General features: G+C 45.0%; 21 protein-coding genes and 1 riboswitch. Of the genes, 11 read left to right on the top strand and 10 right to left on the bottom strand.

What is annotated here, in order from left to right; translation table 11 throughout:
• Window positions 1-266: 266 nt before the first annotated feature.
• Window positions 267-2,243, bottom strand: a complete 1,977-nt coding sequence (locus tag AB6E30_RS09590) for a bifunctional 2',3'-cyclic-nucleotide 2'-phosphodiesterase/3'-nucleotidase (RefSeq protein WP_372103384.1) — start codon at window positions 2,241-2,243, stop codon at window positions 267-269.
• 414 nt (window positions 2,244-2,657) lie between these two features.
• Between AB6E30_RS09590 and cysD the strand changes: the two genes are divergently transcribed.
• From cysD to cysC, 4 genes are all read left to right on the top strand, one after another.
• Window positions 2,658-3,602 (top strand): sulfate adenylyltransferase subunit CysD, encoded by a 945-nt coding sequence (cysD, locus tag AB6E30_RS09585; RefSeq protein ID WP_226088532.1) that lies wholly within the window; start codon window positions 2,658-2,660, stop codon window positions 3,600-3,602.
• A gap of 18 nt (window positions 3,603-3,620) precedes the next feature.
• Window positions 3,621-5,051 carry a sulfate adenylyltransferase subunit CysN gene (gene cysN / locus AB6E30_RS09580; RefSeq protein ID WP_017063719.1) on the top strand — a complete coding sequence of 477 codons (1,431 nt, stop codon included), beginning with the start codon at window positions 3,621-3,623 and terminating at the stop codon, window positions 5,049-5,051.
• A 65-nt stretch (window positions 5,052-5,116) separates the two neighbouring features.
• Window positions 5,117-6,841, top strand: a complete 1,725-nt coding sequence (locus AB6E30_RS09575; protein ID WP_017067554.1) for an SLC13 family permease — start codon at window positions 5,117-5,119, stop codon at window positions 6,839-6,841.
• A gap of 24 nt (window positions 6,842-6,865) precedes the next feature.
• Window positions 6,866-7,486 carry an adenylyl-sulfate kinase gene (gene cysC / locus AB6E30_RS09570; protein ID WP_017071301.1) on the top strand — a complete coding sequence of 207 codons (621 nt, stop codon included), beginning with the start codon at window positions 6,866-6,868 and terminating at the stop codon, window positions 7,484-7,486.
• 163 nt (window positions 7,487-7,649) lie between these two features.
• Here the strand turns inward: cysC and AB6E30_RS09565 are convergent, their stop codons facing one another.
• The 7 genes from AB6E30_RS09565 to AB6E30_RS09535 form a co-directional block, all read right to left on the bottom strand.
• Complete coding sequence (locus AB6E30_RS09565) at window positions 7,650-8,558, bottom strand: TIGR03899 family protein (RefSeq protein WP_017069397.1); 909 nt, start codon at window positions 8,556-8,558, stop codon at window positions 7,650-7,652.
• 514 nt (window positions 8,559-9,072) lie between these two features.
• Window positions 9,073-9,588, bottom strand: coding sequence for a DUF3299 domain-containing protein (locus AB6E30_RS09560; protein ID WP_017058892.1), 516 nt, complete (start codon window positions 9,586-9,588; stop codon window positions 9,073-9,075).
• Window positions 9,589-9,602: 14 nt separating this feature from the next.
• On the bottom strand, window positions 9,603-10,862 hold the full coding sequence (locus AB6E30_RS09555) for an ABC transporter permease (protein ID WP_102427912.1): 1,260 nt from the start codon (window positions 10,860-10,862) through the stop codon (window positions 9,603-9,605).
• Window positions 10,859-11,575, bottom strand: coding sequence for an ABC transporter ATP-binding protein (locus AB6E30_RS09550; RefSeq protein WP_017058894.1), 717 nt, complete (start codon window positions 11,573-11,575; stop codon window positions 10,859-10,861). The genes AB6E30_RS09555 and AB6E30_RS09550 overlap by 4 nt, the downstream gene beginning before the upstream one ends.
• A gap of 141 nt (window positions 11,576-11,716) precedes the next feature.
• Window positions 11,717-12,439 carry a DUF2796 domain-containing protein gene (locus tag AB6E30_RS09545; RefSeq protein ID WP_372103381.1) on the bottom strand — a complete coding sequence of 241 codons (723 nt, stop codon included), beginning with the start codon at window positions 12,437-12,439 and terminating at the stop codon, window positions 11,717-11,719.
• Window positions 12,440-12,479: 40 nt separating this feature from the next.
• A complete protein-coding gene (locus AB6E30_RS09540) occupies window positions 12,480-12,770 on the bottom strand; it encodes a DUF2607 family protein (RefSeq protein WP_017063722.1) in 291 nt (96 codons plus the stop codon).
• 91 nt (window positions 12,771-12,861) lie between these two features.
• On the bottom strand, window positions 12,862-13,413 hold the full coding sequence (locus tag AB6E30_RS09535; protein ID WP_017063723.1) for a YtfJ family protein: 552 nt from the start codon (window positions 13,411-13,413) through the stop codon (window positions 12,862-12,864).
• Window positions 13,414-13,666: 253 nt separating this feature from the next.
• On the opposite strand from AB6E30_RS09535, the gene AB6E30_RS09530 reads away from it, so the two are divergent.
• Window positions 13,667-13,867: a DUF1107 family protein gene (locus AB6E30_RS09530; protein WP_017058898.1), complete on the top strand. Its 201-nt coding sequence runs from the start codon at window positions 13,667-13,669 to the stop codon at window positions 13,865-13,867.
• A gap of 110 nt (window positions 13,868-13,977) precedes the next feature.
• On the opposite strand, the gene msrA is transcribed toward AB6E30_RS09530, so the two are convergent.
• On the bottom strand, window positions 13,978-14,607 hold the full coding sequence (gene msrA / locus AB6E30_RS09525) for a peptide-methionine (S)-S-oxide reductase MsrA (protein WP_017058899.1): 630 nt from the start codon (window positions 14,605-14,607) through the stop codon (window positions 13,978-13,980).
• A 195-nt stretch (window positions 14,608-14,802) separates the two neighbouring features.
• Here msrA and AB6E30_RS09520 point away from each other — a divergent pair, with 195 nt between their 5' ends.
• From AB6E30_RS09520 to AB6E30_RS09510, 3 genes are read left to right on the top strand one after another with little or no spacing between them, the layout of a single operon-like run.
• The gene (locus AB6E30_RS09520; RefSeq protein ID WP_017058900.1) at window positions 14,803-16,515 is read left to right on the top strand and encodes an autotransporter assembly complex family protein; all 1,713 of its coding nucleotides are present in this window, start codon (window positions 14,803-14,805) and stop codon (window positions 16,513-16,515) included.
• Window positions 16,512-20,270 carry a translocation/assembly module TamB domain-containing protein gene (locus tag AB6E30_RS09515; protein ID WP_372103378.1) on the top strand — a complete coding sequence of 1,253 codons (3,759 nt, stop codon included), beginning with the start codon at window positions 16,512-16,514 and terminating at the stop codon, window positions 20,268-20,270. The genes AB6E30_RS09520 and AB6E30_RS09515 overlap by 4 nt, the downstream gene beginning before the upstream one ends.
• 18 nt (window positions 20,271-20,288) lie before the next feature.
• Window positions 20,289-20,645 carry a gamma-glutamylcyclotransferase gene (locus tag AB6E30_RS09510; RefSeq protein ID WP_017069403.1) on the top strand — a complete coding sequence of 119 codons (357 nt, stop codon included), beginning with the start codon at window positions 20,289-20,291 and terminating at the stop codon, window positions 20,643-20,645.
• Window positions 20,646-20,732: 87 nt separating this feature from the next.
• Here AB6E30_RS09510 and fbp read toward each other — a convergent pair whose 3' ends face one another.
• Window positions 20,733-21,743 carry a class 1 fructose-bisphosphatase gene (gene fbp, locus AB6E30_RS09505; protein ID WP_017063728.1) on the bottom strand — a complete coding sequence of 337 codons (1,011 nt, stop codon included), beginning with the start codon at window positions 21,741-21,743 and terminating at the stop codon, window positions 20,733-20,735.
• A 270-nt stretch (window positions 21,744-22,013) separates the two neighbouring features.
• Here fbp and mpl point away from each other — a divergent pair, with 270 nt between their 5' ends.
• The 3 genes from mpl (at window position 22,014) to thiB (ending at window position 25,243) form a co-directional block, all read left to right on the top strand.
• Window positions 22,014-23,372: a UDP-N-acetylmuramate:L-alanyl-gamma-D-glutamyl-meso-diaminopimelate ligase gene (mpl, locus tag AB6E30_RS09500; protein ID WP_017071296.1), complete on the top strand. Its 1,359-nt coding sequence runs from the start codon at window positions 22,014-22,016 to the stop codon at window positions 23,370-23,372.
• A 38-nt stretch (window positions 23,373-23,410) separates the two neighbouring features.
• On the top strand, window positions 23,411-24,034 hold the full coding sequence (locus AB6E30_RS09495; protein WP_016787846.1) for a flavin prenyltransferase UbiX: 624 nt from the start codon (window positions 23,411-23,413) through the stop codon (window positions 24,032-24,034).
• 43 nt (window positions 24,035-24,077) lie between these two features.
• Window positions 24,078-24,197: riboswitch (TPP riboswitch) on the top strand.
• Between the two features lie 53 nt (window positions 24,198-24,250).
• Window positions 24,251-25,243 (top strand): thiamine ABC transporter substrate binding subunit, encoded by a 993-nt coding sequence (thiB, locus tag AB6E30_RS09490; protein WP_102320274.1) that lies wholly within the window; start codon window positions 24,251-24,253, stop codon window positions 25,241-25,243.
• The last annotated feature ends 27 nt before the right edge of the window (window positions 25,244-25,270 follow it).

The raw sequence follows: 25,270 nt of genomic DNA, 5'->3' as shown, positions 1-25,270 counted from the left end.
TAAAAACTTACAGCTGATTAGTGTTTTTTTGTGTTGGATTCATTCAATTGGTGGTTTGAGTCGTGCTGTTTGACTGCTGTTTGACTGCTGTTTGACTGCTGTTTGACTGCTGTTTTGAAGCTGAAGGCGTGGCATTTGGAAGCGGGTTGAACGAGAGTTTGTCGTTCGAAAATTAGGGCTTTGGGCTGAACATTTAGAAGAAAAGAAAAAGGCTGAGTCGTAAAACTCAGCCTTTCAGAACGTTAACTATGGATTACTTAAGCAATCTATTTAGTTAGGTCAATCTGGTAAACAGCAAAACCAACATCGTCAGTCGCAACACGTTTCATCGGGTATTGACCTTTCTCTTTAATGAACTCTGCTGCTTTGTCGCTTGGAGATGTTTCAAAGCGGATATCTAGCTTGTTATCCGTTTTGATTGGTGCAAATGACCAATTGTTATCTGCGCTTGGGCTCACTTGACCTTGTTCTTTGCTTACGCGAGAGATGTAGTTTGCAAGAACAGTACGGTTCTCATCTGGTGCATCAAATGCGATGAAGTCTTCACCTGTGCCTGGGAACTTAGCGCTGTATGCACGGTAGTTGTTGGTTGCGATCAGGAAGTCTTGCTTCATGTCGATTGGCTTACCTTGGTAAGTTAGGCCAACAATACGCTGTGAGTCAGGGTTAACCACTTTACAGTTTGCATCGTATTTCGCAGGTTGAGTTACGTCGATTTGGTAATCAACACCGTCGATAACATCGAAGTTGTAAGTGCGGAAGTTATCCCACTCGATCAACTGTTGTGGTGCTGTTGAGTTAACATCAACTTGGTTGAATTGACCAGCAGAACACTCAAGCCACTCTTTTACTTCGTGACCTGTTACCTTCATCGCAACTAGTGTGTTCGGGTAAAGGTATAAGTCAGCTGCGTTACGGAATGTCAGTTGACCAGATTCAACTTCAGTGAAGTTCGCTGGGTCATTCTTACGGCCACCAGCTTTGAATGGTGCAGCCGCGGAAAGTACTGGCGTACCATCTAGGTCAGGGTCACCTTGGATGAACTGTTCAACGTAATCTTTCTGTGCAAGGTTAACGATTTGAACTGTTGGATCGTCTTGTACTAGAGACAAGAAGCTGTACATCACATCGTCTGCTTTACCAATCGGTTGGTTAACAAACTCACGAGTACCAGCGTGGTCTTTTTCTAGTGCTGTTACGATGCCTTCATCAGCCGCAGCAAGAGATTTCTTCTCGATCTTGTCGTAGATAGGGCGTGCTTCTGATTGGCCTTTAACGACTTCCCACTTACCGTCTTTTTGTGCCAGTGTTAGGTCCATAACACCAACGTGGCTACCCCAACGACCTGGCATTACTGCCGCAACGCCGTTCATTGTGCCCGTTTCGTTGTCGATGCCTTGAATGTCATCAAAACCTTTACCTGGGAACACTGCGTGAGAGTGGCCGAATGCGATCGCATCAATGCCATCTACTTCAGATAGGTAGAACGTTGAGTTCTCTTCGCCATTTTTGTATGGGTCAGTTGATACGCCTGAGTGAGGGATAGCAACGATAACTTCAGCGCCTTCCGCTTTCATTTGAGGCACTAACTCGTTAGCCGTCTCAATGATGTCACGAGCGATTACTTTACCTTCAAGGTTCTTCTTATCCCACGTCATGATTTGTGGCGGAACGAAACCGATGTAGCCGACTTTTACTTCATGCTCTACGCCTGCAGTATCTTCAAACGTGTGCGTCTTGATGATGTAAGGTGTGAAGTAGTGTTCTTTGGTTTTTGCGTCGTAAACGTTAGCACTGATGTACGGGAAATCAGCGTCGTTGATTGACTCTTCTAGGAAATCAAGACCGTAGTTGAATTCGTGGTTACCTATGTTTGCAGCGTCGTAGCTTAGCTGGTTCATAGCTTTGTATGCAGGGTGAACTTCACCCGCTTCGATGCCTTTGTCTGCCATGTAGTCACCCATTGGGCTACCTTGCAGCAAGTCACCGTTATCAACTAATACGCTGTTGGTTACTTCGTTTTGAGCTTCTTTTACTAGAGTTGCAGTACGTGCTAAGCCGATTTTTTTCGATGGCTTGTCTTTGTAGTAATCGTAATCCATTAGGTTGGTATGGATGTCCGTTGTCTCTACGACACGTAATTTAATCACTTCATCGGTATCTGGTGTTGTTGTGCAGCCTGCTAAAGTCAAACCAAGACCCGCAAGTACAGCCAATGACAAAGGTTTCATTGCAACTTTCATTTTGTAGCTCCAAAGTGGATAGTAGAAAATTCGTTGCGTAATGTAACAAAACCGAATGAAACAATGATTACAACGAATGTTAATTCGTGACTTAGATCGATTACTTTATGGTGTTCTGCAAGACGCCTCCCAAAGCTGCTTAATCAATGCGCAACTGATATCGATAATATTAGTCCATTCATTTCACCTGCTTATCGGTAAATTCAATCCCTTATCAGCTTTTCGAATAAAAAATGAAATTTTAGAATTTCCAGTAATATGAGAGGCTCGTCATAATGCCTATATCAAGGACGTATCGGGCAGATGAATAGCAAGGATAGCTCAAAACGAAGCTTCTGTTTTCTTCTAGTGCCAATACTCCCATTCACTCAAGTGGATGAGTTAAATCCCTTGCTTGGCAAGACCAAGTAATGAATTGCTCGTAACGCGAGCCTTAAAGGAAGCACTGAAATGGACCAAGAACGTTTAACCCACCTAAAACAGCTCGAAGCGGAAAGTATTCATATTATCCGTGAAGTGGCGGCTGAGTTTGATAACCCAGTGATGATGTACTCCATCGGAAAAGATTCTTCTGTGATGCTTCATTTAGCTCGCAAAGCGTTTTATCCAGGCAAGATTCCATTCCCGCTATTGCATGTAGATACGGATTGGAAATTTCGCGAGATGATTGAGTTTCGTGATCGTACGGCTAAAAAGTACGGCTTCGACCTTTTAGTACATAAGAACCCAGAAGGTATTGAGATGGGTTGTAGCCCATTTGTACATGGTTCTTCGAAGCACACTGACATCATGAAAACACAGGGCCTTAAGCAGGCGTTAAACAAGTATGGGTTCGATGCGGCTTTTGGTGGTGCGCGTCGTGATGAAGAAAAATCTCGTGCGAAAGAACGTGTTTATTCTTTCCGTGATAAGAACCATACGTGGGATCCAAAAAACCAGCGTCCAGAGCTTTGGCACACCTACAACGGTCAGGTTAATAAGGGCGAAAGCATTCGTGTCTTCCCGCTATCTAATTGGACTGAGCTCGATATCTGGCAATACATCTATCTAGAGAGCATCGATATTGTTCCACTTTACCTTTCAGACAAACGCCCTGTAGTTGAGCGTGATGGCATGCTGATCATGGTTGATGATGACCGTATGGAGCTGCAAGAAGGTGAAGTGATTGAAGAGAAAAGCGTTCGTTTTCGTACTTTAGGCTGTTACCCATTAACCGGAGCGGTTGAATCTGAGGCGAATACGCTAACGGGCATTATTGAAGAGATGCTGGTGGCGACGTCTAGTGAGCGTCAAGGTCGAGCGATTGACCATGATCAGTCGGGCTCTATGGAGCTGAAAAAGCGCCAAGGTTATTTCTAAGAATCTAAGGAAAGAAAAATGAATAGTGCAGTAGAAGCCGAATTGGCTGAACTAGGGATTGAAGGTTATCTAAGTCAGCATCAGCATAAATCTATGCTTAGATTTTTAACTTGTGGCTCGGTAGATGACGGTAAAAGTACGCTAATCGGTCGCTTACTCCATGATACAAAACAGATTTATGAAGATCAGCTAGCGGCGGTTCACTCGGATAGCCAACGAGTGGGAACGACAGGTGAGAAACCTGATTTGGCACTGCTTGTTGATGGTCTGCAGGCTGAGCGTGAGCAAGGGATCACGATCGATGTGGCTTACCGCTACTTCTCGACTCAAAAACGTAAGTTCATTATTGCTGATACTCCTGGGCATGAGCAGTATACGCGCAACATGGCAACAGGCGCTTCAACGTGTGATCTGGCGGTGATCTTGATTGATGCTCGTAAGGGCGTTCTGGATCAAACACGTCGTCACTCGTTTATCTCTAACCTGCTTGGTTTGAAGCATTTCATCGTTGCTGTAAACAAGATGGATCTTGTGGAGTATTCACAAGATCGTTTTGAAGAGATTCGCGATCAGTATCTAGAGTTTGCAGAAAACCTAGAAGGTGAAACCAATATTCAGATCTTGCCAGTATCGGCGCTTGAAGGCATCAACGTTGCTGCACCAAGTAAAGAGCTTGCATGGTTCGAAGGCCCATCTCTGCTAGAAGTGTTAGAGAACGTCGACATTGACCAAAAGCGTTCGGCAGGTGAATTCCGATTCCCAGTTCAGTACGTCAATCGTCCTAACTTAGACTTCCGCGGTTTTGCTGGCACCGTTGCCTCTGGCCGTGTCAGTGTCGGTGATGAAATCAAGGCGCTGCCGTCGGGTAAAACCTCTAAGGTTGCACGCATTGTAACTTTTGATGGTGATTTGGAGTCTGCGCAAGCGGGCTTGGCAGTAACACTGACCCTTGAAGATGAGATTGATATCAGTCGTGGTGATTTGATTGTGTTAGAAAACGCGCAGATTGAATCCACTAACCACGTATTGGCTGACATCGTGTGGATGACAGAGCAACCATTGCAACCGGGCAAAGCTTACGACATCAAGATCGCAGGCAAGAAAACCGTTGGTCAGGTTGAAACGGTTCGTCACCAATACGACATCAACAACCTATCGACTCACGCTGTCGATGAGTTGCCATTGAATGGTATTGGTTTGTGTGAATGGTCATTGAACGAGACTGTCGCGCTGGATAAATACCGTGAAAGTGCCGATACCGGTGGCTTCATCGTTATCGACCGACTAACCAACGTGACGGTTGGCGCGGGTTTGATTCGAGACCGTTTGGACTCTGTTGAACAGCAAGTCGGTAACTTCTCTGCATTTGAACTTGAGTTCAACGCATTGGTTCGCAAACATTTCCCTCATTGGGATGCCAAAGATCTAAGCCAACTACTGAAGTCATAAACGACCAAGTAACAGCTTATTGAATCAGGCGGAAACCGATCGTTTCCGCCATAAAGGACGGGTATATGTGGCAACAAGGATTTGTATTAGCGATTTTGCTCGGCATTATTACTTGCCTGCTCGTTACCCGTATTAAGCCAAGCTTTATCTTTGCTGGCGCGGCGTTTATTGCTTTTATGGCTGGCATGATCGACTTGTCGAGCTTGGCTAATAACTTCACTAACTCCTCGTTACTGACTTTAATTCTTCTGATCCTCGCATCAAGTGCGTTGGAGAAAACTCGCTTAATCAGCTGGGTTAGCCGCAATATCTCTGAAGGTAGGCTAGGTACCGTGGTTGCGAAGTTGGGTATTTCTACAGCGTTACTTTCTTCTTTTACTAATAACACCGCGGTGGTTGTTTCTTTGATCGGGGCGATCAAACGTAATCAACAGCACGCGCCGTCTAAGTTACTTATCCCTTTGTCATACGCTGCCATCTTAGGTGGCACCCTGACATTGATCGGCACCTCTACCAATTTGATCATCAATAGTTTTGTTGAAGATGCAGGTTTACCGAGCTTAAACTTTTTCACACCTACCTTGATCGGTTTAGCGGTTTTGGTCGGTGGGGTATTGATCCTTATTCCTCTTAGCTATTTTCTACCCAGCTACGATGATGGTTCTCAAGATGATCTGCCTTACTTTCTCGAGGCGCGAGTTGAGCCAGGTTCTCCATTAGTTGGCCGTAGCGTCAGTGAAAATAATCTTAGAGCTCTTAGAAAACTGTTCTTAGCCGAAGTGATTCGAGACGGTAAAACCACCGCGTCGATTGACCCTGATTTTATTCTTCAAGCTCGTGACCGATTGCTGTTTTGTGGTGATGTTGAGAGCGTGGCGACACTGCAAGAAATTCAAGGACTGACTCTGTTTGGTCAGCATCATTTGAATGGCCAGAGCTTTGTTGAAGTGGTGGTGAGTTCATCAGCAAGTTTTTGTAACAAAACCCTGAAAACTAGCCAGTTTAGAGACCGTTTCGATGCGGTTGTGGTTGCTATTCGTCGTGGCCATGAACGCCTAGAAGGTGGGCTAGGGAATATCACATTGACCGCTGGTGATACCTTGATTTTGGTTCCAGGTAAACGCTTTGAAGAACAGCGCCAACAACACAACAAAGAGTTTGTGTTGATGAATGACTTGGATTCGAGTGCCAAGCTTGATGCCGATAAATCGACGTTCGTGTTGCTCGGCTTTGCTAGCGTGATTGGTTTAGCCCTTATCGATGCAGTACCTATTATCAAAGGCTTAGCTGGTTTTCTACTGTTGCTGGTGGCATTTGGCGTGGTGCAACTGGGTGAGCTCCGCCGCCGTTTCCCAGTCGATATTGTGGTGATCGTGGGCTCTGCACTTTCTATTGCTCAACTGATGATTTCATCGGGTTTATCTGAGCGGATGGGGCTGATGTTTATGGAGGCGTTTAATGGCTGGGGCGTATTCGGTGCGTTAGTTGCTACCTACTTTATGACTTTGGTTTTGACAGAGCTGGTGACCAATAATGCGGCTGCAGCACTCTCATTTCCGATTGGCTACAGTATGGCAGTAGGTTATGGCGTTGACCCTATGCCGTTCATCATGGCGGTACTGTTTGGTGCCAGTGCCAGTTTTATCTCTCCATACGGCTACCAAACCAACTTACTTGTTTATAGCGTAGGTAATTACCATTTAACGGATTATCTGCGTATCGGCATTCCAATCTCGATTGTATATTCGGGCTTGGTGCTGACCCTAATTCCTTATTTTTTCCCATTTTAATGCTGTTTATTTAAAGGACTAATTATGACCGCAGTACTCAAACCCAAAGATGAGAATGTTGTGTGGCATCAACACTCGATTGATAAAACATTTCGCGCGGATCTGAAATCACAAAAGCCAGCCGTGCTCTGGTTCACGGGGTTGTCTGGTTCTGGTAAATCGACAGTCGCTGGAGCATTAGAAAATCGCTTGGCACAGCTTGGTTACCATACTTATTTATTGGATGGCGACAATGTGCGTCATGGATTATGTAGTGACCTTGGCTTCTCTGAGCAAGATCGTCGAGAGAACATCCGTCGTATTGGTGAGCTTGCTAAATTGATGGCAGATGCAGGCTTGATCGTGTTGTCAGCCTTTATTTCTCCGCATCAAGCTGAAAGGCAACTCGTGAGAGATTTATTGCCGGAAGGTGAGTTTCTTGAGGTGTTCGTCAATACGCCATTAGAGGTTTGCGAACAGCGTGATCCTAAAGGTCTGTATAAGAAAGCACGTGCCGGAGAAATCCCGAACTTCACAGGTATTAGTTCAGTGTACGAAGCGCCTCTGAACCCTGAGATTGATCTACCTGCAGGTGAGAAGACACTCGATGAATTGGTCGAACTGTGTATTGATGCGTTGGAGAAGCGAAATATTTTAGCCAATTGAGATCGTTGGTACGACTAAGGCTGTTCACTTACTTATCGACTTATTCATGACTGATAAGTAGTACAGCCTTGGTTTACCGAGACAAGAAACCTATCCCCTAGATTCTCTTTATTCCTCTTAATACTTCACTTCTTACATCGTCTATTTTAGCTCCGTCGAGTGTCTAGACGGTGTAATTCACGCTGCTTTTCACCTCTGTCTGAACCGTGAATTTCTGGCTCAATAGTGCAATCAGTTGGTCGTAATATTGTGTGTTTGGCTTGTTGCCGAGCAAGGTACAAAGCTCATTGCCTGTAGGGCTGAATCGGTAGTAAACCAGCTTCACGCCTTTTGATAATGGTGCCAGTGACATGCTCTTACCTTGATAGGTTAGGTGCAGGGCTGGATCGAAATCAATCTCTCCGGATTCTAATTCTGTGCCCAGAATAATCCCGAGCTCTATCAAGTGGAGCAAGCTGGAGTAGGGCAGGTTGTGCCCACCAAGGTTGATGGTGTTGGTGGTGTCCCTTTTGCCAAAGTTGAATAGCCCAGCATGAGATTTAAAGCCGAGTAAGAGCTTTCTGCTGTTATCGCTACCAAAGCTACAACCCAGTGATGCTGCCCTTTGTAGGGTTAACGCTTCTTTTGGTGTCATGTCTTTTAAGATTTGCAGTGCCTTCATCGACGTCGAGCCTGGGTTGGTGACTTCTCGCTTCAGTACTTGAGCCCATAGCCTCTGCATCGATGTATTGTGGATCTCTTGTGCCATGTCGAAGAAACGGTATAACCAGTCCTGATCCGGGTCTCCAGCCGCTTCATCCTTACATGAAGAGTGCGCCAACTTTAGAATCTGTTCTAGGTTCTTTTGGCGAAGCTCTCTACGTTTTTTCTCTCGCAATAGTGCCCGTTCGATAAGCGTACTCTCAGCTTTATCCTTTGGCTTGGCACTATGACTAATTAAGGAATCGAGGCCGAAGCTTTGTGCGATGTGCAGCATTCTGCTGGCACTGTCGGCAATATGAGGCTTTTTCTCATGCTTATGCTGTGTGTCGCTAGCATGCTCAATGATCACTGGCTGTTTGGTTTTTGACATAAGAGTACCGTTAGGAGACGACTCAAAACCAATCGTAGTAAATAATTGCTCAGCCTAGCTTGTTAAAACGCTTGATAACTGAGCTACAATTTTTGATTGTAGAATAACTACTTATCAAAAAGCTCCGCCTTGTTCTCAAGGCTTTTTCCTACGCTATTTCTGAACACTTACTTATTGTGATTGGTATAACTGTCTAAAATGTAACTCTTTATCTTATTGGTGGCTAGATTTTGCGAGCATAGTTGAAGGTTTCAACAAAATTTTACTTTTGTTAATGATAATAAAATGTTAAATTTGTTGTAATTCTCAAGGAGGAGTTATGAATCAAGTCAATGATAACAAGCTGAAGAAACAGCTTAGTATAGGGTTATTACTCGCGATTTATGTCGCTGTTCTAGCTTACTTATCTAATTACATCGCGTAATTCAGAAGAAAATTATCGTTATTAAACTGTTATTGAATGATCACACTCGTTCAGTGACGGCAGCTCATCCTTGAGCCACCCTTCTAATGACTACATGTCGTCATACTCTTCAATCGCAGTACCTTCAATAAGATAACCGGTTTGCGCTAAGTCATGGCTGATTGACTCAGTTTTCAGCGTTCCGACCAAATAGATCACATCCCATAACTGCTGTATTGGTGCACCTTTCGGGAACTTCACGTAGATGATTTGGTTCGGTGGCGGCGGTGGCACGTGGATACATGCGCCAAAGTACGGTACCAGCAGAAACTCAGTGATCATATTCTCATCACCTTCCAATGGAATCACAAAGCCAGGAATCTTCACTGTGCTGCCATTCAGCTCTGGGCGAACAGCACCAAGTGTCGATTGTTGAGGTTTGTCCATACTATTGTGGTCAACCATCGGCATACCAAATGAATCTAGCTGAGCACGTTCTGATTCTGGAATCAAATCAATCCATTCAAGTGTTAATACCGATTCGTCATTCTGAGTGGTTTCAGCGTGAGCTGTACTGATAAATGGGAACAGAAGTAGCCCAAGTATCAGTAGGAATTTGCGTTGCATCGTAGGTTCCTATTTTAGATTCGAATCGTCATGCCATCAGACAATGACTGGCGGTAAGCCCTGAAAGCGGGAATAAAGCCGATAATGATTCCAGCAACTTGTACCAGCATAAGCAGTTTCCACTCATGCGGTGTGATTGCGGATATCGATATGTTGATACCATAACTTTGTTGCACAATAGGAGCAACCACTGCGATCAGCGCAAACAATACTGCAACACCTAATGTAATGCCAAGGAAGGTTAGCGCACTAGCTTCACTGATCAGTAAACCAAACACATGACGAGGTCTTGCGCCCATCGCACGTAGGATGGCCATCTCTCGGCGCCTTTCTTGCAAGCTAGTGAGTAGGCTACTGAGCATGCCCAATAAACCGGCGACGACAACAAACCCTGAAACAATCAGTAATGCTTGTTCTGCTACAGCCATCATTCCCCACAATTCGTGAAGCGCAATGCCCGGCATAATGGCGCTTAAAGGTTCTTGGCGGTAGTTATTGATTTCTCGTTGCAGTGCGAAGGTTTGGATCTTCGATTTAAGGCCAACCATCATCGCGGTAATCTGCTTCGGTTGGAAGTCACGTTGCTTTAGCGCTTCAGCATTCGGTGTGTGCCCGAGGTTGGCACCTGATTCCCAGCCAACATGAATTGCTTCGATTGCCTCTAGCGATACGTGTACGGTTTTGTCTACTGGTGTTCCTGTTGGCGCGAGTATTCCCACAATCTTGAAGGGCAGATTATCGTGACGGCTAAACGCAACATCACTGATACCGTGCGCAAGAATGATTTGATCACCTATTTTGTAATCTAGCTTCTTCGCAACATCGGCACCAATCACTACATCAAATAGCTGTTCAAATTCTTTACCTTGTTGGAAAGTAAGTAATTGCTTACTTCCATAGCGATAGTTTTCAAAGTAACTATGATTTGTACCCATCACACGGAAGCCTTTGTGTGAATCGCCCAATGATATTGGTATCGCCCACTTTACTGCGTTGTGCTGGCTAAATTCTTCATAGCTTTTCCAGTCGATGTTGTTGGTCGCATTACCGATTCTGAATACTGAGTAAAGCAGCAGGTTGACCTGACCAGAGCGGCCACCAACGATAAGGTCAGTACCTGAAATCGTATTGGCGAAGCTGCTTTTTGCTTCGGTTCTAACGCGTTCTACGCCGAGCAAGAGAATGACAGATACCGCCACCGTGAGAATGGTGAGAATAGCCGTGGCTTTACGGTTGAGTACGCTTTTTAAGGCTAAGTGAGTAATTACTTTCATACGACAACCTTAGCTTGGTTAACGGTTTTTAAATCTATGGTTCGAGTGAACAACTTTTCTAGTGTTGGATCATGGCTAACAAAGATAAGAGTAGAACCTGCCTGGTTGGCTTGTTCTAACAACAGTTCGATAAAAGCTTCTCGGTTGTCATGATCCAAAGCCGAGGTTGGCTCGTCGGCAATAATGATTTTGGGTTGGCCGATCAAAGCACGAGCGGCAGCAACACGTTGTTGTTGACCGATGCTCAACTCGGTAACGGGCTTGTCCATTAAAGCTTGAGGTAGCTTTAATCGGAGTAACAACTCTCGAGCCGTCTCTTGTAAGCTTTTCTGGCTTTCAGCGACTTGCTGTTTACGAATCTGTGAAAACTGGCAAGGAAGCGTCACGTTATCGATAACTGATAGATAAGGAAGCAGGTTAAATTGTTGGAAAATATAACCAATATGATCGGCTCTGAATTTATCTCTTTGACGAGGTGTAAGCTGAGTGAGGTCTTGATCAAGGATAGAGACTTCTCCTTGCTCAGCTTGGTTGATTCCGGTCAGTAGCCCTAACAAAGTTGATTTTCCACAACCACTTGGCCCTTTAATAAAAAGGTGCTCTTGGGCTTGGATGTGAAGAGAGGGGATCTCTAGCGTTGGTGGTAATTCAGGCTTCCAACGAAAGCTGATATTTTCGAGTTTGACCACAAGTGATGAACTGTCAGAAGACATGCTAGCTCCAATAATTAAAGCGGTGTATCTACTGGACAGTAATTTGAAACATAAATTCCCAGGAACACACCGATTTGAACAGCCAAGTAAGCGATGACTTACCTGGCTGTTTATTTTACGTTTAATCCGATCTAGGAGTGATTAGAATCGGAAACTAATACGCTCTGCGTTAAGCACTTCTTGTACTTGAGCTGTGTCTGTTAGTAGGTTCACCGTCATTTTTTCAGTGTTGCTGAACTTAGAGAACCACTGAGTGTTAACTGTGTCTAGCTTAGCTACATCTGAACATTGGTAGTGGTACTCAACCGTGAACTCACCGTGGCCACCTTCAGAGTGGTCATGACCTTCATGATCGTGGTGGTCGTGACCTTCGTGGTCGTCATGATCATGTTCAGCGTGGTCATGGTCTTTGTGGTCGTCATGATCGTGCTCAGCGTGGTCATCGTCTTTATGGTCATCATGATCGTGCTCAGCGTGGTCATGGTCTTTGTGGTCGTCATGATCGTGTTCAGCGTGATCATGGTCTTTGTGGTCGCCATGACCGTGTTCTAAGGTGTTTGCTACTGACTTGAACTTCAGAGTACAACTCGCATTGTTAAAACTAAACAGCTCTTCTGGCTTGTTTAATTGTGCGATAGCCTGTTCAAACACTTTCTTCTGTTCTGCAGTTTTTGGAGCATGTTCAAACCCAACCACATCTGCGCCTGGAGCTGTTACTTCAACAAGCAATTCTTGCCCATCTTGCGCGATGTTTACTTCAACTTGGCCATGTACGTGTGCATCATGAGAGCGGAATTCTTCGTTAGCTAGAGCATTTGTAGAGACAGTCATGCCGATAACAACGGCTAAAAAAGTAGGTTTCATGTTTTTTCCTGAATAAAGGTTAATTAAAAAGTAGTGGTAATTAAGCGATATTTACAGGAGGTGAGCGTGCCAAATAAGCGAAATATAGCCGCTGTAGTGAAGTTACTGACTCTGTAATAGCGACAGTAAATTCCGAATGGAACTCTGGAATCTGTGGTAGTGAGTGCGCTGTGATGAACTGATTAAGCGAAAACAGCTCACAATGGTGTGAAGTGTGGTGCTCTGGTGCGATATCCACAATGTGTGTTGCGGCTAACACGCTTAACATGAGCATAAGCCCAAGCAAGAAGCCTGTTTTGCGTTTCACATTGTTGGGTGTGTTTTGCCACATCAGGATGATTAACCACAGAATTAAAAAAAGGATACTGTTATAATATAACAATATCCTTTGGTTAGGTCTCGAAAAAGACGCGAATATCTTATTAAAGGCTCGCTTTAATCAACTCAATGACTTGAGTGACTTCTGATTCGTTTAATGCACCTTCTTTTACAAACAAGATTTTACCTTGCTTGTCTTGAACGATAATCGCTGAGCTTTCTTCTTTTAGAGCCCATGTTGACGCAACGGCGCCGTCTTCATCTAGGACCATAGAAGACCATGGAAATTCTTCTTTGCTGCTTTCGGCAGAGGACTTAACAAAAGACCCAGTACCCCAAATCGCATCATCTTGGTTGATGATAGTGGTGGTTTGGTAGCTGTCTTCTGAGAATTTCGATGCGGTAATGGCTGCCATCAGTGGTGCGTTGAGCTCTTTAGAGCTGCTGCGGCCAGCGATAGCTTGAACGACGCGAACTTTACCTAGAAGATCATTGGTTGCCCAAGCTTGATATCCAGTATTTCCGTCGTTTAGAACAATCTCACCATAGTTACTCACATCGACGGCAGGCAGGGTAGCGCCTACTGATAGGTTGTGAGCATTGGCGAAGAGTGGAGAGGCTGCGGCTAGAAAAGCCAGTAGAGTTTTGTTTTTCATTATATTTTTGTTCCGCTTATTGGTTTGCACAGGAAGTATAATATGAAATTTGAAAAATGCCTCTTTAACTTTTTTATCGTACGACGTAGAAAGAAGTTGCAGGCTTGTTACCAAAAGGTATAATGCATCAATATCAAGATGAACAATAGATTATCTTGCTGTTTGCTAAAGGAATTAGCGATTAAATGTGCTTTGAACAGCGACGCTGTTCAGGTATGTGACTGTAGTACTCAAATGGAATTGAGGTTGTATTATGTTAAGAAAATTTTCTACTTACCGTCCACGTCAGGTGGCGCGTTTCGTTAAAGTCCTGTTCAAAGGCCAATTTGCTATTGAAGGTGTTGGAGAGTTTCGCTTCGACCAAGGCAAGGTGCTACTTCCTGAAGTTTCAGACAAACAAAAGCTCACTATTTTTAAAGAAGTTAACGGCACCATTGCTGCGTTGCCGGTGTAACTGAGCTTTATCGATTTGTCTTGCACCGAATAGATTAACAATGAAAAGGGCTTCCTGATGGAAGCCCTTTTTTAATGCGTGTCGTTCACGATGGTATGTCGAACGGCACCTTATTGTGGAGGGAAGCACACACCTGTTCCACCCAACCCGCAATACCCATTCGGATTTTTAGCTAGGTATTGCTGGTGGTAGGTTTCTGCGAAAAAATATTTTCCAGCAGGCAGAACTTCCGTCGTGATCTCGTTGCCTAAAGATTCAGTCATTGCTCGTTGATATTCACGTTTAGAGTGCTCAGCGATAGATTGTTGTTCTTCACTGAAGGTGTAAATCGCAGAACGGTACTGAGTCCCTAAATCGTTGCCTTGGCGCATCCCTTGAGTTGGGTCATGACGCTCCCAAAAGGTTTCAAGTATTCGAGCTAGAGAGGTTTGTTCACTATCAAATATGACACGAACGACCTCGGTATGGCCGGTTTGCCCAGTACATACTTGTTCATAAGTGGGATTAACTGTGTATCCGCCAGCGTAACCAACGGATGTTGAAATAACGCCATCCAATTGCCAAAACAAACGCTCAGCTCCCCAGAAGCACCCCATACCAAACAGGACTTCTTGTTGAGAGCCCGTGGGTGCATCGAGCAGGTCGGTTTGATTGACGAAATGGCGCTCAGTGATTCGAATTGGGTCAGCATTTCCCGGTAGTGCGGTTGCTGCAGAAACCAGTTGTTGTTTGTTTAGCATGTTATATTCCTTTTCGCATACGTTTACCGCGCTGGCTTTTATTTAACGTGGGTTCATATTAACTGTTGGTCAATATTGAATAAGTCTTTAAATTAGACCGTGTTATTCCAGGATTTATTACAGACTCAATGCCTATTTAGCGGTATTATTTCTTTTCACTTATTAACGTATTGATAACTTCTTCACCAATTAAACATGATAAGAAAAACTTTACCAGTTCTGATTGGCACTCTATTGTCATCGACGCTCGCTTTCGCTGACGTTTCCCTTGAAATCAAAGGGCTAGATGGAGCGCTTGAGGATAATGTTGATGCTTATCTGAGTGCGATCCCTGAAGAAGAGTATTCGGTTTCACTAAGATTCCAATCCCGCTTGGAATCTATGATTAAAGAAGCCCTGAATGCGTTAGGCTACTACCACCTTAAAATCACATTTACTCACTCCGAAGATGATACCGAAATGACCGTTACGGTTGAGCCGGGAGAGCCTGTTGTTATTTATACTTCAGATATCGTTCTAACTGGTGAAGCCAAGGATGACCCAGACTTTTTAGCCTTGATAGCGAAGAGTAGCTTGTCTAAAGGTTCGACTCTGAATCATGGTAATTATGACTCTTTGAAATCGTCGATCCGCAACCTTGGCTTAGCGAAAGGCTACTTCGATGGTGCTTATGATCTTAGTAAGCTAGAAGTCGCTCCTGAATTGAACCGCGCTTATGTTCGTCTTCATTATAACAGTGGTATCCGCTATCACTTTGGTACTACTCAGGTTACTGGTAGCCAGATAGAAGAAGATAAGGTGCAGTCACTTAAACCATTTGAGGATGGCGAACCTTACTCAATCACCAAAGTCGGTGAGTACAACCAAAACCTGTCCAATACGGATTGGTTCTCCTCGGTATTTGTTGAACCAGATTTAAGCCAGTTAGGCGAAGGCCGAGAGATCCCGATGAAGGTTAGCCTTGCTCCGCAAGCTCGTAACCAAATCGAAACGGGTATCGGTGTATCCACCGACCTTGGCGTAAAAGGCACTCTGAAGTGGAAAAAACCTTGGGTTAATGAACAAGGCCATAGCTTCAATAGCAGCCTGTCGATTTCTAAACCTGAACAGACGATTACCGCTACCTATAAAATCCCTCTGGATGACGTGCTGAACGACTACTATCAAGTTAAGTACGGTATGAAAAACTTGGATAATCGTGATACCAAGAGTTTGGAGTCAAACTTAGCGCTAGAAAGATATTGGCGACTGGATAACGGTTGGCAACGCACGGTCTTCATTCGATACTTGGTCGAAAACTATGAGCAAGGTTTGCAGGATGATTTAGCGCAATTTGTGCTGCCGGGTATCTCTTTCTCACGCACTCGAACGCGAGGCGGTTCGATGCCGATGTGGGGCGATAAACAAACCATTATGGTTGAAGCGGGTGATGATACCTTGTTATCTGAAACTAAGGTTGTTCGTTTTCAAGGTCAAACCGCTTGGATTCGAAGCATTGGCGACAATCACCGAGGCTTAACTCGACTTCAATTTGGCGGCAACTTTGCCGACGAGTTTGATAAGCTATCTCCCTCCCTAAGATTCTTTGCTGGTGGTGACAATAGCATTCGTGGTTATGGTTATGAGTCGATCTCTCCTCGAGATGAAAGTGGCGCACTAACGGGTGCCAAATTCATTGCAACCAGCTCGTTTGAATACCAATACCGCTTGGTTGGAAACTGGTGGGGCGCAGCATTCTACGACATTGGTGATGCCTTCAATGATAAACCTGAATGGAAACATGGTACCGGCGTCGGGGTTCGTTGGGCGTCGCCCGTCGGCCCTGTGAGCTTAGATTTTGCTTGGGGTCTAGATGCAGCAAAAGGTGATGAGTTCCAGTTACACTTTAGTTTAGGGCCAGAATTATGATCAAAGTGATGGGCAAGTGCATCAAGTGGACGTCGATCTCATTGACGTCTATTTTGCTGTTGTTGATAGCCTTGCTAGGTTTTGTTTTGTTCACCAATCCAGGGTTGAACACTGTGTTGTGGGGCGCTGAAAAAGCGTTGCCACAGCTTAAAGTGGAAAGCACTAAAGGGGCTCTGTTCCCGAGCTTTACGCTTAATAATGTTCAGTTTAAAGATGACAGCCTGCATATAGACACCAAAGTTCAAAAGCTGAACTTGGCGATTAATCCTCGCTGTCTGCTCGACCCTAAGTTGTGTGTCGATCGTTTAGCGATTCAAGGATTGGACTTCGCATTTACTGAACTGCCTCCGGCCTCTACAGAAGAAACAGAACCTACTCCGCCCGTAACATCGGTAAAAACACCGTTGCCAATCGTAATCAACCGTATCGCTTTGTCTGATATCAAGTTGAATATCTTAGGGCATGAAATTGAATGGAGCTTGTTCTCTACGGCTTTGAGTATGCAGGGCGAAAAGCTAACTGTATCGCCAACCTTATTCAATGATCTTAAGGTTAAACTCGCTGAGTCGACAGAAGAACCGCAAGCAGAAAAGGTTGAGCCAAAAGCTGCCGTTAAAACGGCTATCGAATTGCCGGAAGTCTGGATTCCTCTGCAGGTTGTGTTGGAGCGTTTTGACCTCAACCGTTTCACCTTAGAACAAGAAATACCAATCGTTGTTAACCACCTTGGGCTAGAAGCTCGCGCGGGCAAACACACGGTTGATGTTTCAACTCTCGAACTCGATATGCCACAAGCAAGCGCCAATCTAACCACGAAGGTTGAGCTCAAGGGCGGTTACCCGCTAGAACTTTCTTTGGATGCGTTAGTGAAAGAAACCGACCTTGCTGGTCAGAAGTTGTCTCTGAAAGCACAAGGCAGCGTGGCTAAGCTAAACCTAGATTCCCAATTTTCTGAGCTGATTGAGGCAAAGTTGTCTGGGGACATTCAACCCTTAGAACCGACTCTGCCATTTGACCTTCTTTTAGAGGGCGGACAAGCACAGTGGCCCCTTACCGGAAAAAGCGATTACCAAGCGACAATTGAGCAATTCAAAGCTGATGGCTCACTAGATGGTTTCAATGTTCTTCTTAAAGGTGAAGCCGATGGTAAGGAAATCCCTGAATTAGCCATTGATTTACAGGGTAAAGGCACGACGGAACAAATTGAGCTCGAGCGTCTAAAGCTCAACACGCTAGGCGGTGAGCTTAACGGTGTCGTTAAAGCGAACTGGAAGAGTCTCGTTAACTGGCAAGCTGACGTGACACTCAAAGATATTCAGCCGGGTCTGCAGTGGCCTGAAGCCGAGGGCAACATTAGCGGAAGCATCGTCACCTCGGGTGGGTTGACGGAAGCGGGCGGCTGGGCGATTGAACTGCCTAAATTGGATATTGAAGGGATCTTGCGAGAATACCCTCTGGATATCGAAGGTCAGTTGTCAGCGTCGGATCGCAGCGCGAGCGGTGAACCAAAACTGAAAACCAGTGGTTTGAGTTTGGCTCACGGTGTTAACTCGATTAAGGCTCAGGGTGAGCTTGATAAGAAATGGGACATGGGTGTTGAGATTTACTTCCCTGAGCTTGTAAAAAGCGTCCCTGACTTGAAAGGTAAAGTGATTGGTAACATCCAGCTAAGCGGTCTAACGAAAGAGCCTGAAGTCGATCTCGCTCTAAATGTGGATAAGGTAGATTGGAATAGCGAAGCAACACTAGAATCCTTGTCGCTTAATGGCTCTGTGATTCCTCTGCCATTGCCTGAAGCTCAAGCTGATCTTGAATTAAAAGCTAAGAACTTAACCTATCAAGATCAAAGCGTAGAAAGCATTGCTCTCACGGTGAGTGGTGGTGAGAAGAAACACACAATGACACTTGATGTGATATCCGACATCGTGTCTACAAGCTTAGCTATTTCCGGAGAGTTGATTCAAAAGCCTTCTCTTATTTGGGATGGATCGTTAGACAGAGTCAAAATCACTACTCAGCAAGGTCCTTGGGTATTAGACCAACCTGTCGCGATAAAGGCGGATGTCGATAAGCAGTTTGCTGATGTTCAAGCGCATTGTTGGAACCAATCGGGTTCGAGTGTGTGTTTGGATGAAGACGTTCGTGTCGGAAAATCGGGTGAGGCCAAAGTGGCCATCAATCAATTCGATTTCGAGCAGATTAAAGCCTTTGTGCCTAAAGAGACGCAATTACAGGGCTTAGTCAATGCGACTGCTCATGCAAAGTGGTCTGAACAAGATGAGCCTGAAGTCACGGTAAGCGTTGATATGCCGAAAGGTCAGGTTGTTCAACAAGTGGGTGAGCCAATCACACTGGGTTGGGAAAGCGTTGCATTGAATGCCCAACTGAAAGACAACAAACTGGATGCCGATTTTAAGTTGGATGTTTCCGACAATGGTGACCTGTCTGGCACGGTGTCGTTACCGGATATTCTTGCCGAAGACAAAATGGTCGATGCGGCAATTAAGCTGACCACGTTCCATCTTGATTTCTTACAACCAATTCTAGGTGAATACAGCTTATTGAAAGCCGACCTTGAGAGTGATCTTCAAGTTAAAGGCTCTCTGATGCACCCTCAAGTCTTTGGTCAATTCTCTGTTGATGGTATTCAAGTCAAAGGCGATGTTACGCCTGTTGATGTGAAAGATGGCCGCATCGACCTCGACTTTGATGGTTATAGTGCAAAACTGGATGCGAATGTCGAAACACCTGATGGTCACCTTGATATTGAGGGAACCGGAGATTGGCAAGATCTTAAAGCATGGCATTCGAACGTTAGAGTTTTCGCTGATGAGTTGATGGTTGATATCCCACCGATGGTTAAGGTGAAGGTCGTACCTGATATGACTATTGATGTCACACCAGATCTGGCGAAAATCACCGGTGATATTGCATTACCATGGGGACGAATTGTTGTTGAAGATTTACCACCGTCAGCGGTTGGCGTCTCTTCTGATCAGGTTATTTTGAATAAAGATCTAGAGCCAGAAAACGAAGATACGATTCCATTCAATGTGATGACGAATATTAATATCTCCATTGGTGATGACTTTAAACTGTCTGCCTTCGGTCTTGAAGGTGATTTGGTCGGTAAGCTCAACGTGGCTCAAAAAGACCAAGGTCCATTTATTACAGGTGAAGTGAACATCGTCGATGGTACTTATCAATCATTCGGGCAAGACCTCTTGATCGAAGAGGGTAAGATCCTAATGAATGGACCACCGGATCAGCCATACGTAGCCATCAACGCGATTCGTAATCCTGATAATACTCAGGATGACGTGACCGCTGGTATTCGAGTGACTGGCCCTGCGACAGAGCCTACCATCGAGATTTATTCTGACCCAGCGATGCCACAAGCGAACGCACTGTCTTATATTTTGCGTGGCCAAGATATCGACGGTGAGTCGAGCGGTTCGATGACAACGACTTTAATCGGTTTGAGTTTAGCGAAGAGTGGTAAGGTTGTTGGTGAAATCGGTGAAGCCTTTGGTGTAAAGGACTTGCAACTGGATACTGCAGGCTCTGGCGATGACTCTCAAGTGACGGTAAGTGGTTACATCCTGCCTGGCTTACAGGTGAAGTATGGTGTGGGTATCTTTAACTCGTTAGGTGAGTTTACCGTTCGTTATAGATTGATGCAGGATCTCTATGTTGAAGCTGTTTCTGGCCTAGACAGTGCTGTGGATCTTCTCTATCAATTTGAGTTCGAGTAGAGCCGTATGGGAGGGCATATGCAGCATCTTGTTTTTGTCTATGGAACCTTGAGGCAAGGTCAGTCCAATCACCATTATTTGCAGGGCTGCGATTTATTAGGGCAGTTTGATACACCTAAGGAATACGCACTTTTTGATTTAGGTGCCTATCCGGCGATGATTTTGGGAAAGAAAAGTGTCGCTGGTGAGGTCTATATCATTAACGACGAAATTTTAGAGTCGCTCGATCGGCTAGAAGATGTTCCTGTTGAGTATCGTCGCGAGCAAATAGAGACTATATTTGGATTAGCATGGGTATATTTGTATCAGCTCGATCTAACAGCTAATAAAGAAATACTTTCGGGTAACTGGTGTCAGCGGAACAATGATTCCTAACTAGTTAATCACCTTACGAGACAACAAAAAGCCAGCACTGAGGTGCTGGCTTTTTAATAGCGTTAGTTTGAGAATGAAATGAGAGGGTTACTCAGGGTTCAGCTCAAGAAACTCTTCTACTTTACGTACCATTTTTGTTGAACCAACGAAGAAAGGCACACGTTGGTGTAGCTCAGTTGGTTTGATATCCATGATACGCTGTGCACCGTCTGATGCAATACCGCCAGCTTGCTCCATAAGGAAAGCAATAGGGTTGCACTCGTAAAGCAGACGCAGTTTACCTTGAGGGTGACTTTGCGTGCTTGGGTACAAGTAGATGCCGCCTTTCAAAAGGTTACGGTGGAAATCTGATACTAGAGAACCGATGTAACGTGATGTGTAAGGGCGGTTGTCGCTTGGCTCATTTTCTTGGCAGTACTTGATGTACTTCTTAACACCCGTAGGGAAGCGGATGTAATTACCTTCGTTGATTGAGTAAATCTTACCTTCGTCTGGAATCATCATGTTTTCATGAGATAGGCAGAAGGTACCCAGTGATGGGTCGTAGGTGAAGCCATTTACGCCAGCACCTGTTGTGTATACAAGCATGGTTGAAGAACCGTAAATCACGTAACCCGCGGCTACTTGCTTGTGTCCTGGCTGTAAGAAATCTTCTTGTGTTGGTGGTGTACCGATCGGTGATACTCGACGGTAGATAGAGAAAATTGTACCAACCGATACATTTACATCGATGTTTGATGAGCCATCTAGTGGATCCATCAGTACAACGTATTTTGCGTTTTTGTTGAGCTCTTTATTGAAGGCGACAGCTTCGTCTTCTTCTTCACTTGCAACACCACAAACTTGGTCACGGGCTTCTAGAGCCGCTTTAAATTTGTCGTTCGCGTAAAGGTCTAGCTTTTGCTGCTCTTCACCTTGCACGTTGTCTGTACCAACAGCGCCAGTGATGTCGACTAGGCCAGCCTTGTTGATCTCACGGTTAACAATTTTTGCAGCAAGTCGAATAGACGACAAAAGGGATGATAGATCACCGCTTGCATGGGGGAAGTCACTCTGTTTCTCAACAATGAACTCACCAAGGGTGCGCATCTCAGACATGTTATTTCCTTAAACTTCTCTCAATATTAGGGGGGATTTGAGCACTGTAGATTCGGCCTCTTGAGTGGGCTTTATTCATCTAGACGCTTACCTAAATTCTAAAGGTTAGATCTTTTTAATGGTAATGAACTAAGCGACACAGATCTCACTTACTATGTCGACTCAATTTGTTTTGCATTGCTGCTCGCTTTTAATCGCCATTTAATGATAATGAGTGCAAGCCGTTTTAATTAGGCACTGTTTATTTAGCCAAGCGTTTGGAAGCAATTTATGCATATTCATATCTTAGGAATTTGTGGCACCTTCATGGGTGGTGCTGCGGTATTGGCTCGTCAATTAGGTCACAAGGTTACGGGTAGTGACGCGAATGTTTACCCACCAATGAGCACCTTGTTGGAATCACAAGGGATTGAAATTATTGAAGGGTTCGACCCTAGCCAATTAGAACCAAGGCCAGATCTCGTGGTTATCGGTAACGCAATGAGCCGCGGTAATCCGTGTGTTGAGTATGTGTTGGATAACAACCTTAGATACACCTCTGGTCCTCAGTGGTTGCAAGAGTTCTTACTGCATGACCGTTGGGTGTTAGCGGTATCGGGAACGCACGGTAAGACCACGACATCAAGCATGTTGGCTTGGATCTTGGAAGACTGTGGCTATGCACCGGGCTTCTTAGTTGGCGGAGTGTTGGGTAACTTTGGTATCTCTGCTCGCCTTGGTGAAAGCATGTTCTTCGTGGTAGAAGCCGACGAATACGACAGTGCTTTTTTCGATAAACGATCTAAGTTCGTTCATTACCACCCAAGAACCTTAGTGATGAATAACCTAGAGTTTGATCATGCGGACATCTTTGACGATCTTGAAGCGATTAAGCGACAATTTCATCATTTGGTGCGTACTGTGCCAAGCAATGGTCGCATTTTCTCACCTAAGCAAGACAGCGCTATTGAAGATGTTCTAGCTCGCGGTTGCTGGAGTGAAACTGAATCGAGTGGCGAGCAAGGCGACTGGGATGCCAAGAAACTGGTCAAAGATGGCTCTCAATTTGAGGTTTACTTCCAAAATGAATGTGTTGGAACCGTAAATTGGGATTTAGTGGGCGACCACAACGTAAATAATGCTTTGATGGCGATTGCAGCTGCACGTCATGTGGGCGTGACACCTGACCTTGCTTGTGAATCACTAGCTACCTTTATTAATACTAAGCGCCGTTTGGAGTTTAAAGGCGAGGTGGCAGGTGTGTCTGTTTATGATGATTTTGCTCATCACCCAACGGCGATTGAACTTACGCTCGGCGGCTTACGTAATAAGGTCGACTCGAAAAAAATCATTGCCGTTTTAGAGCCTCGTTCCGCCACCATGAAACGTGGTGTGCATAAAGAAACCTTGGCTGATTCGCTTAAACAAGCGGATTCTACCTACTTATTCCAACCGGATAACATTGATTGGTCAGTTCAAGATGTTGCAGACGCTTGTCACCAACCGGCACACGTGAGTGATGACATGGATGCATTCGTTGCTAAAATTGTCTCAGAGGCACAAGCTGGCGACCAAATTTTGGTAATGAGTAATGGTGGCTTTGGTGGCATTCATCAAAAACTGTTGGATGGATTGGCACTCAAAGGCTAACGGCATCCACGACCTTATAATTTGAAGTAATTGAGAACATGACAAAACACGATAAAGCGATAACCCTTGCTTTCACTGGCGCATCCGGTGCGCCTTATGGCCTGCGTTTACTTGAATGCCTTTTGGCAGCCGATTATCAGGTCTACTTGCTGATTTCATCGGCAGCGCGAGTGGTATTGGCGACCGAGCATGAACTTAAGTTACCTGCTGGGCCAGATGCGGCGAAACAAGCTTTGGTTAAACATCTTGGCTGCGACCCTGAAAAGCTGGTGGTGTGTGGCAAAGATGATTGGTTCTCGCCGGTTGCCTCTGGTTCAGCAGCACCTAAACAGATGGTCGTTTGTCCATGTTCAGCGGGAAGCTTGGCTTCGATTGCTCATGGTCTATCAGATAACCTGATTGAGCGAGCAGCAGACGTAGTCATGAAAGAGCGAGGCCAATTGTTGTTGGTGGTTCGCGAGACGCCATTTTCGACGCTTCATCTCGAGAACATGCACAAACTTTCGACCATGGGCGTAACGATCATGCCTGCAGCTCCGGGTTTTTATCATCAACCCAAGTCAATTGAAGATCTGGTCGACTTTATGGTGGCGCGTATTCTAGATCACCTTGGTATCGAACAAGGTTTAGTGCCACGTTGGGGTTACGATCAACGTAATTGATCCAAACTTGATAGCTTATTGTTAAAAATCAAATTACAATTCTGAACACTCATCGGGGAGCGAACCATTCAAATAATGAATGCGAGCTGAGATCAAGCAGGTGCTTGGGACCCGTAAACCTGAACCAGATAATGCTGGCGTAGGAATTGAGTTAGGAACAACCTCTACCGTTCTCCTCCCTCAAACCTGTGCCGCTCAGACCATGGAGAGCGTCCAGTGAAATTCACATTAACTACCCTTGCTGTTACTACAGCTATTTCTTTTTCTGCCTTTGCTGCAGACAACACTTTGACTATATACACCTATGACTCTTTTGCTGCGGATTGGGGCCCTCGTCCTGCCGTTGAAAAAGCATTCGAAGAGAAGTGTGGTTGTGATGTGAATTTTGTCGCTCTAGAAGATGGCGTGTCTATTCTGAACCGTTTACGTCTTGAGGGCGGCAACAGCAAAGCCGATATCTTGCTAGGTCTCGACAACAACCTGATGGCTGAAGCGAAAGCGACGGGCTTATTGGCTGAGCATAATGTTGATACGTCATCGGTAACGCTTCCTAATGGTTGGAACGACAGCACTTTTGTACCCTATGACTTTGGCTACTTTGCTTTTGTTTACAATAAAGAGAAACTGGAAAACCCGCCGAAGAGCTTGAAAGAACTGGTTGAGCAGCGTGATGATCTTAAGGTCATCTACCAAGATCCACGTACATCAACACCAGGCCAAGGCATGATGCTTTGGATGAAATCAGTATACGGTGATGAAGCGACAGCAGCATGGAAGAAGCTTGCTCAGAAAACAGTGACTGTAACCAAAGGCTGGTCTGAAGCTTACTCTATGTTCCTAGAAGGCGAGTCGGATTTAGTGTTGTCTTATACAACGTCTCCGGCTTACCACATTATTGCAGAGAGCGATTCTAAGTATGCAGCAGCAAGCTTCGAAGAAGGGCATTACACTCAAGTGGAAGTGGCCGCTAAGGTTAAAGGCAGCAAGAACGAAAAGCTTGCTGATGAGTTTATGGCGTTTATCCTAAGTGATGAATTCCAATCGGCGATGCCAACAGGCAACTGGATGTACCCAGTGACCGATATTGAGCTTCCAAAAGGGTTCGAGCAACTTACGGTTCCTCAGAAAGCGCTAAGCTTTACGCCCGAAGAAATTGCAGCTAAGCGTAAGCCATGGATTCGTGAATGGCAGAGTGCACTTACTTTTTAATTTGCTTTTAAAAAATTAGCTTTCTAA

The organism is Vibrio sp. 10N.247.311.12 (genome assembly GCF_041467515.1).
Lineage (GTDB): Bacteria > Pseudomonadota > Gammaproteobacteria > Enterobacterales > Vibrionaceae > Vibrio > Vibrio crassostreae_C.
The sequence above is the reverse complement of the archived record's forward strand: the minus strand, read 5'-3'. Positions and strand labels throughout refer to the sequence as shown.

Bases quoted from the DNA above. Each gene is read 5' to 3' on its own strand.
- AB6E30_RS09590 (WP_372103384.1), bottom strand. From the start codon at position 2,243: ATGAAAGTTGCAATGAAACCTTTGTCATTGGCTGTACTTGCGGGTCTT.
- cysN (WP_017063719.1), top strand. From the start codon at position 3,621: ATGAATAGTGCAGTAGAAGCCGAATTGGCTGAACTAGGGATTGAAGGT.
- AB6E30_RS09575 (WP_017067554.1), top strand. From the start codon at position 5,117: ATGTGGCAACAAGGATTTGTATTAGCGATTTTGCTCGGCATTATTACT.
- cysC (WP_017071301.1), top strand. From the start codon at position 6,866: ATGACCGCAGTACTCAAACCCAAAGATGAGAATGTTGTGTGGCATCAA.
- AB6E30_RS09565 (WP_017069397.1), bottom strand. From the start codon at position 8,558: ATGTCAAAAACCAAACAGCCAGTGATCATTGAGCATGCTAGCGACACA.
- AB6E30_RS09560 (WP_017058892.1), bottom strand. From the start codon at position 9,588: ATGCAACGCAAATTCCTACTGATACTTGGGCTACTTCTGTTCCCATTT.
- AB6E30_RS09555 (WP_102427912.1), bottom strand. From the start codon at position 10,862: ATGAAAGTAATTACTCACTTAGCCTTAAAAAGCGTACTCAACCGTAAA.
- AB6E30_RS09550 (WP_017058894.1), bottom strand. From the start codon at position 11,575: ATGTCTTCTGACAGTTCATCACTTGTGGTCAAACTCGAAAATATCAGC.
- AB6E30_RS09545 (WP_372103381.1), bottom strand. From the start codon at position 12,439: ATGAAACCTACTTTTTTAGCCGTTGTTATCGGCATGACTGTCTCTACA.
- AB6E30_RS09540 (WP_017063722.1), bottom strand. From the start codon at position 12,770: ATGTGGCAAAACACACCCAACAATGTGAAACGCAAAACAGGCTTCTTG.
- AB6E30_RS09535 (WP_017063723.1), bottom strand. From the start codon at position 13,413: ATGAAAAACAAAACTCTACTGGCTTTTCTAGCCGCAGCCTCTCCACTC.
- AB6E30_RS09530 (WP_017058898.1), top strand. From the start codon at position 13,667: ATGTTAAGAAAATTTTCTACTTACCGTCCACGTCAGGTGGCGCGTTTC.
- msrA (WP_017058899.1), bottom strand. From the start codon at position 14,607: ATGCTAAACAAACAACAACTGGTTTCTGCAGCAACCGCACTACCGGGA.
- AB6E30_RS09520 (WP_017058900.1), top strand. From the start codon at position 14,803: ATGATAAGAAAAACTTTACCAGTTCTGATTGGCACTCTATTGTCATCG.
- AB6E30_RS09515 (WP_372103378.1), top strand. From the start codon at position 16,512: ATGATCAAAGTGATGGGCAAGTGCATCAAGTGGACGTCGATCTCATTG.
- AB6E30_RS09510 (WP_017069403.1), top strand. From the start codon at position 20,289: ATGCAGCATCTTGTTTTTGTCTATGGAACCTTGAGGCAAGGTCAGTCC.
- fbp (WP_017063728.1), bottom strand. From the start codon at position 21,743: ATGTCTGAGATGCGCACCCTTGGTGAGTTCATTGTTGAGAAACAGAGT.
- mpl (WP_017071296.1), top strand. From the start codon at position 22,014: ATGCATATTCATATCTTAGGAATTTGTGGCACCTTCATGGGTGGTGCT.
- AB6E30_RS09495 (WP_016787846.1), top strand. From the start codon at position 23,411: ATGACAAAACACGATAAAGCGATAACCCTTGCTTTCACTGGCGCATCC.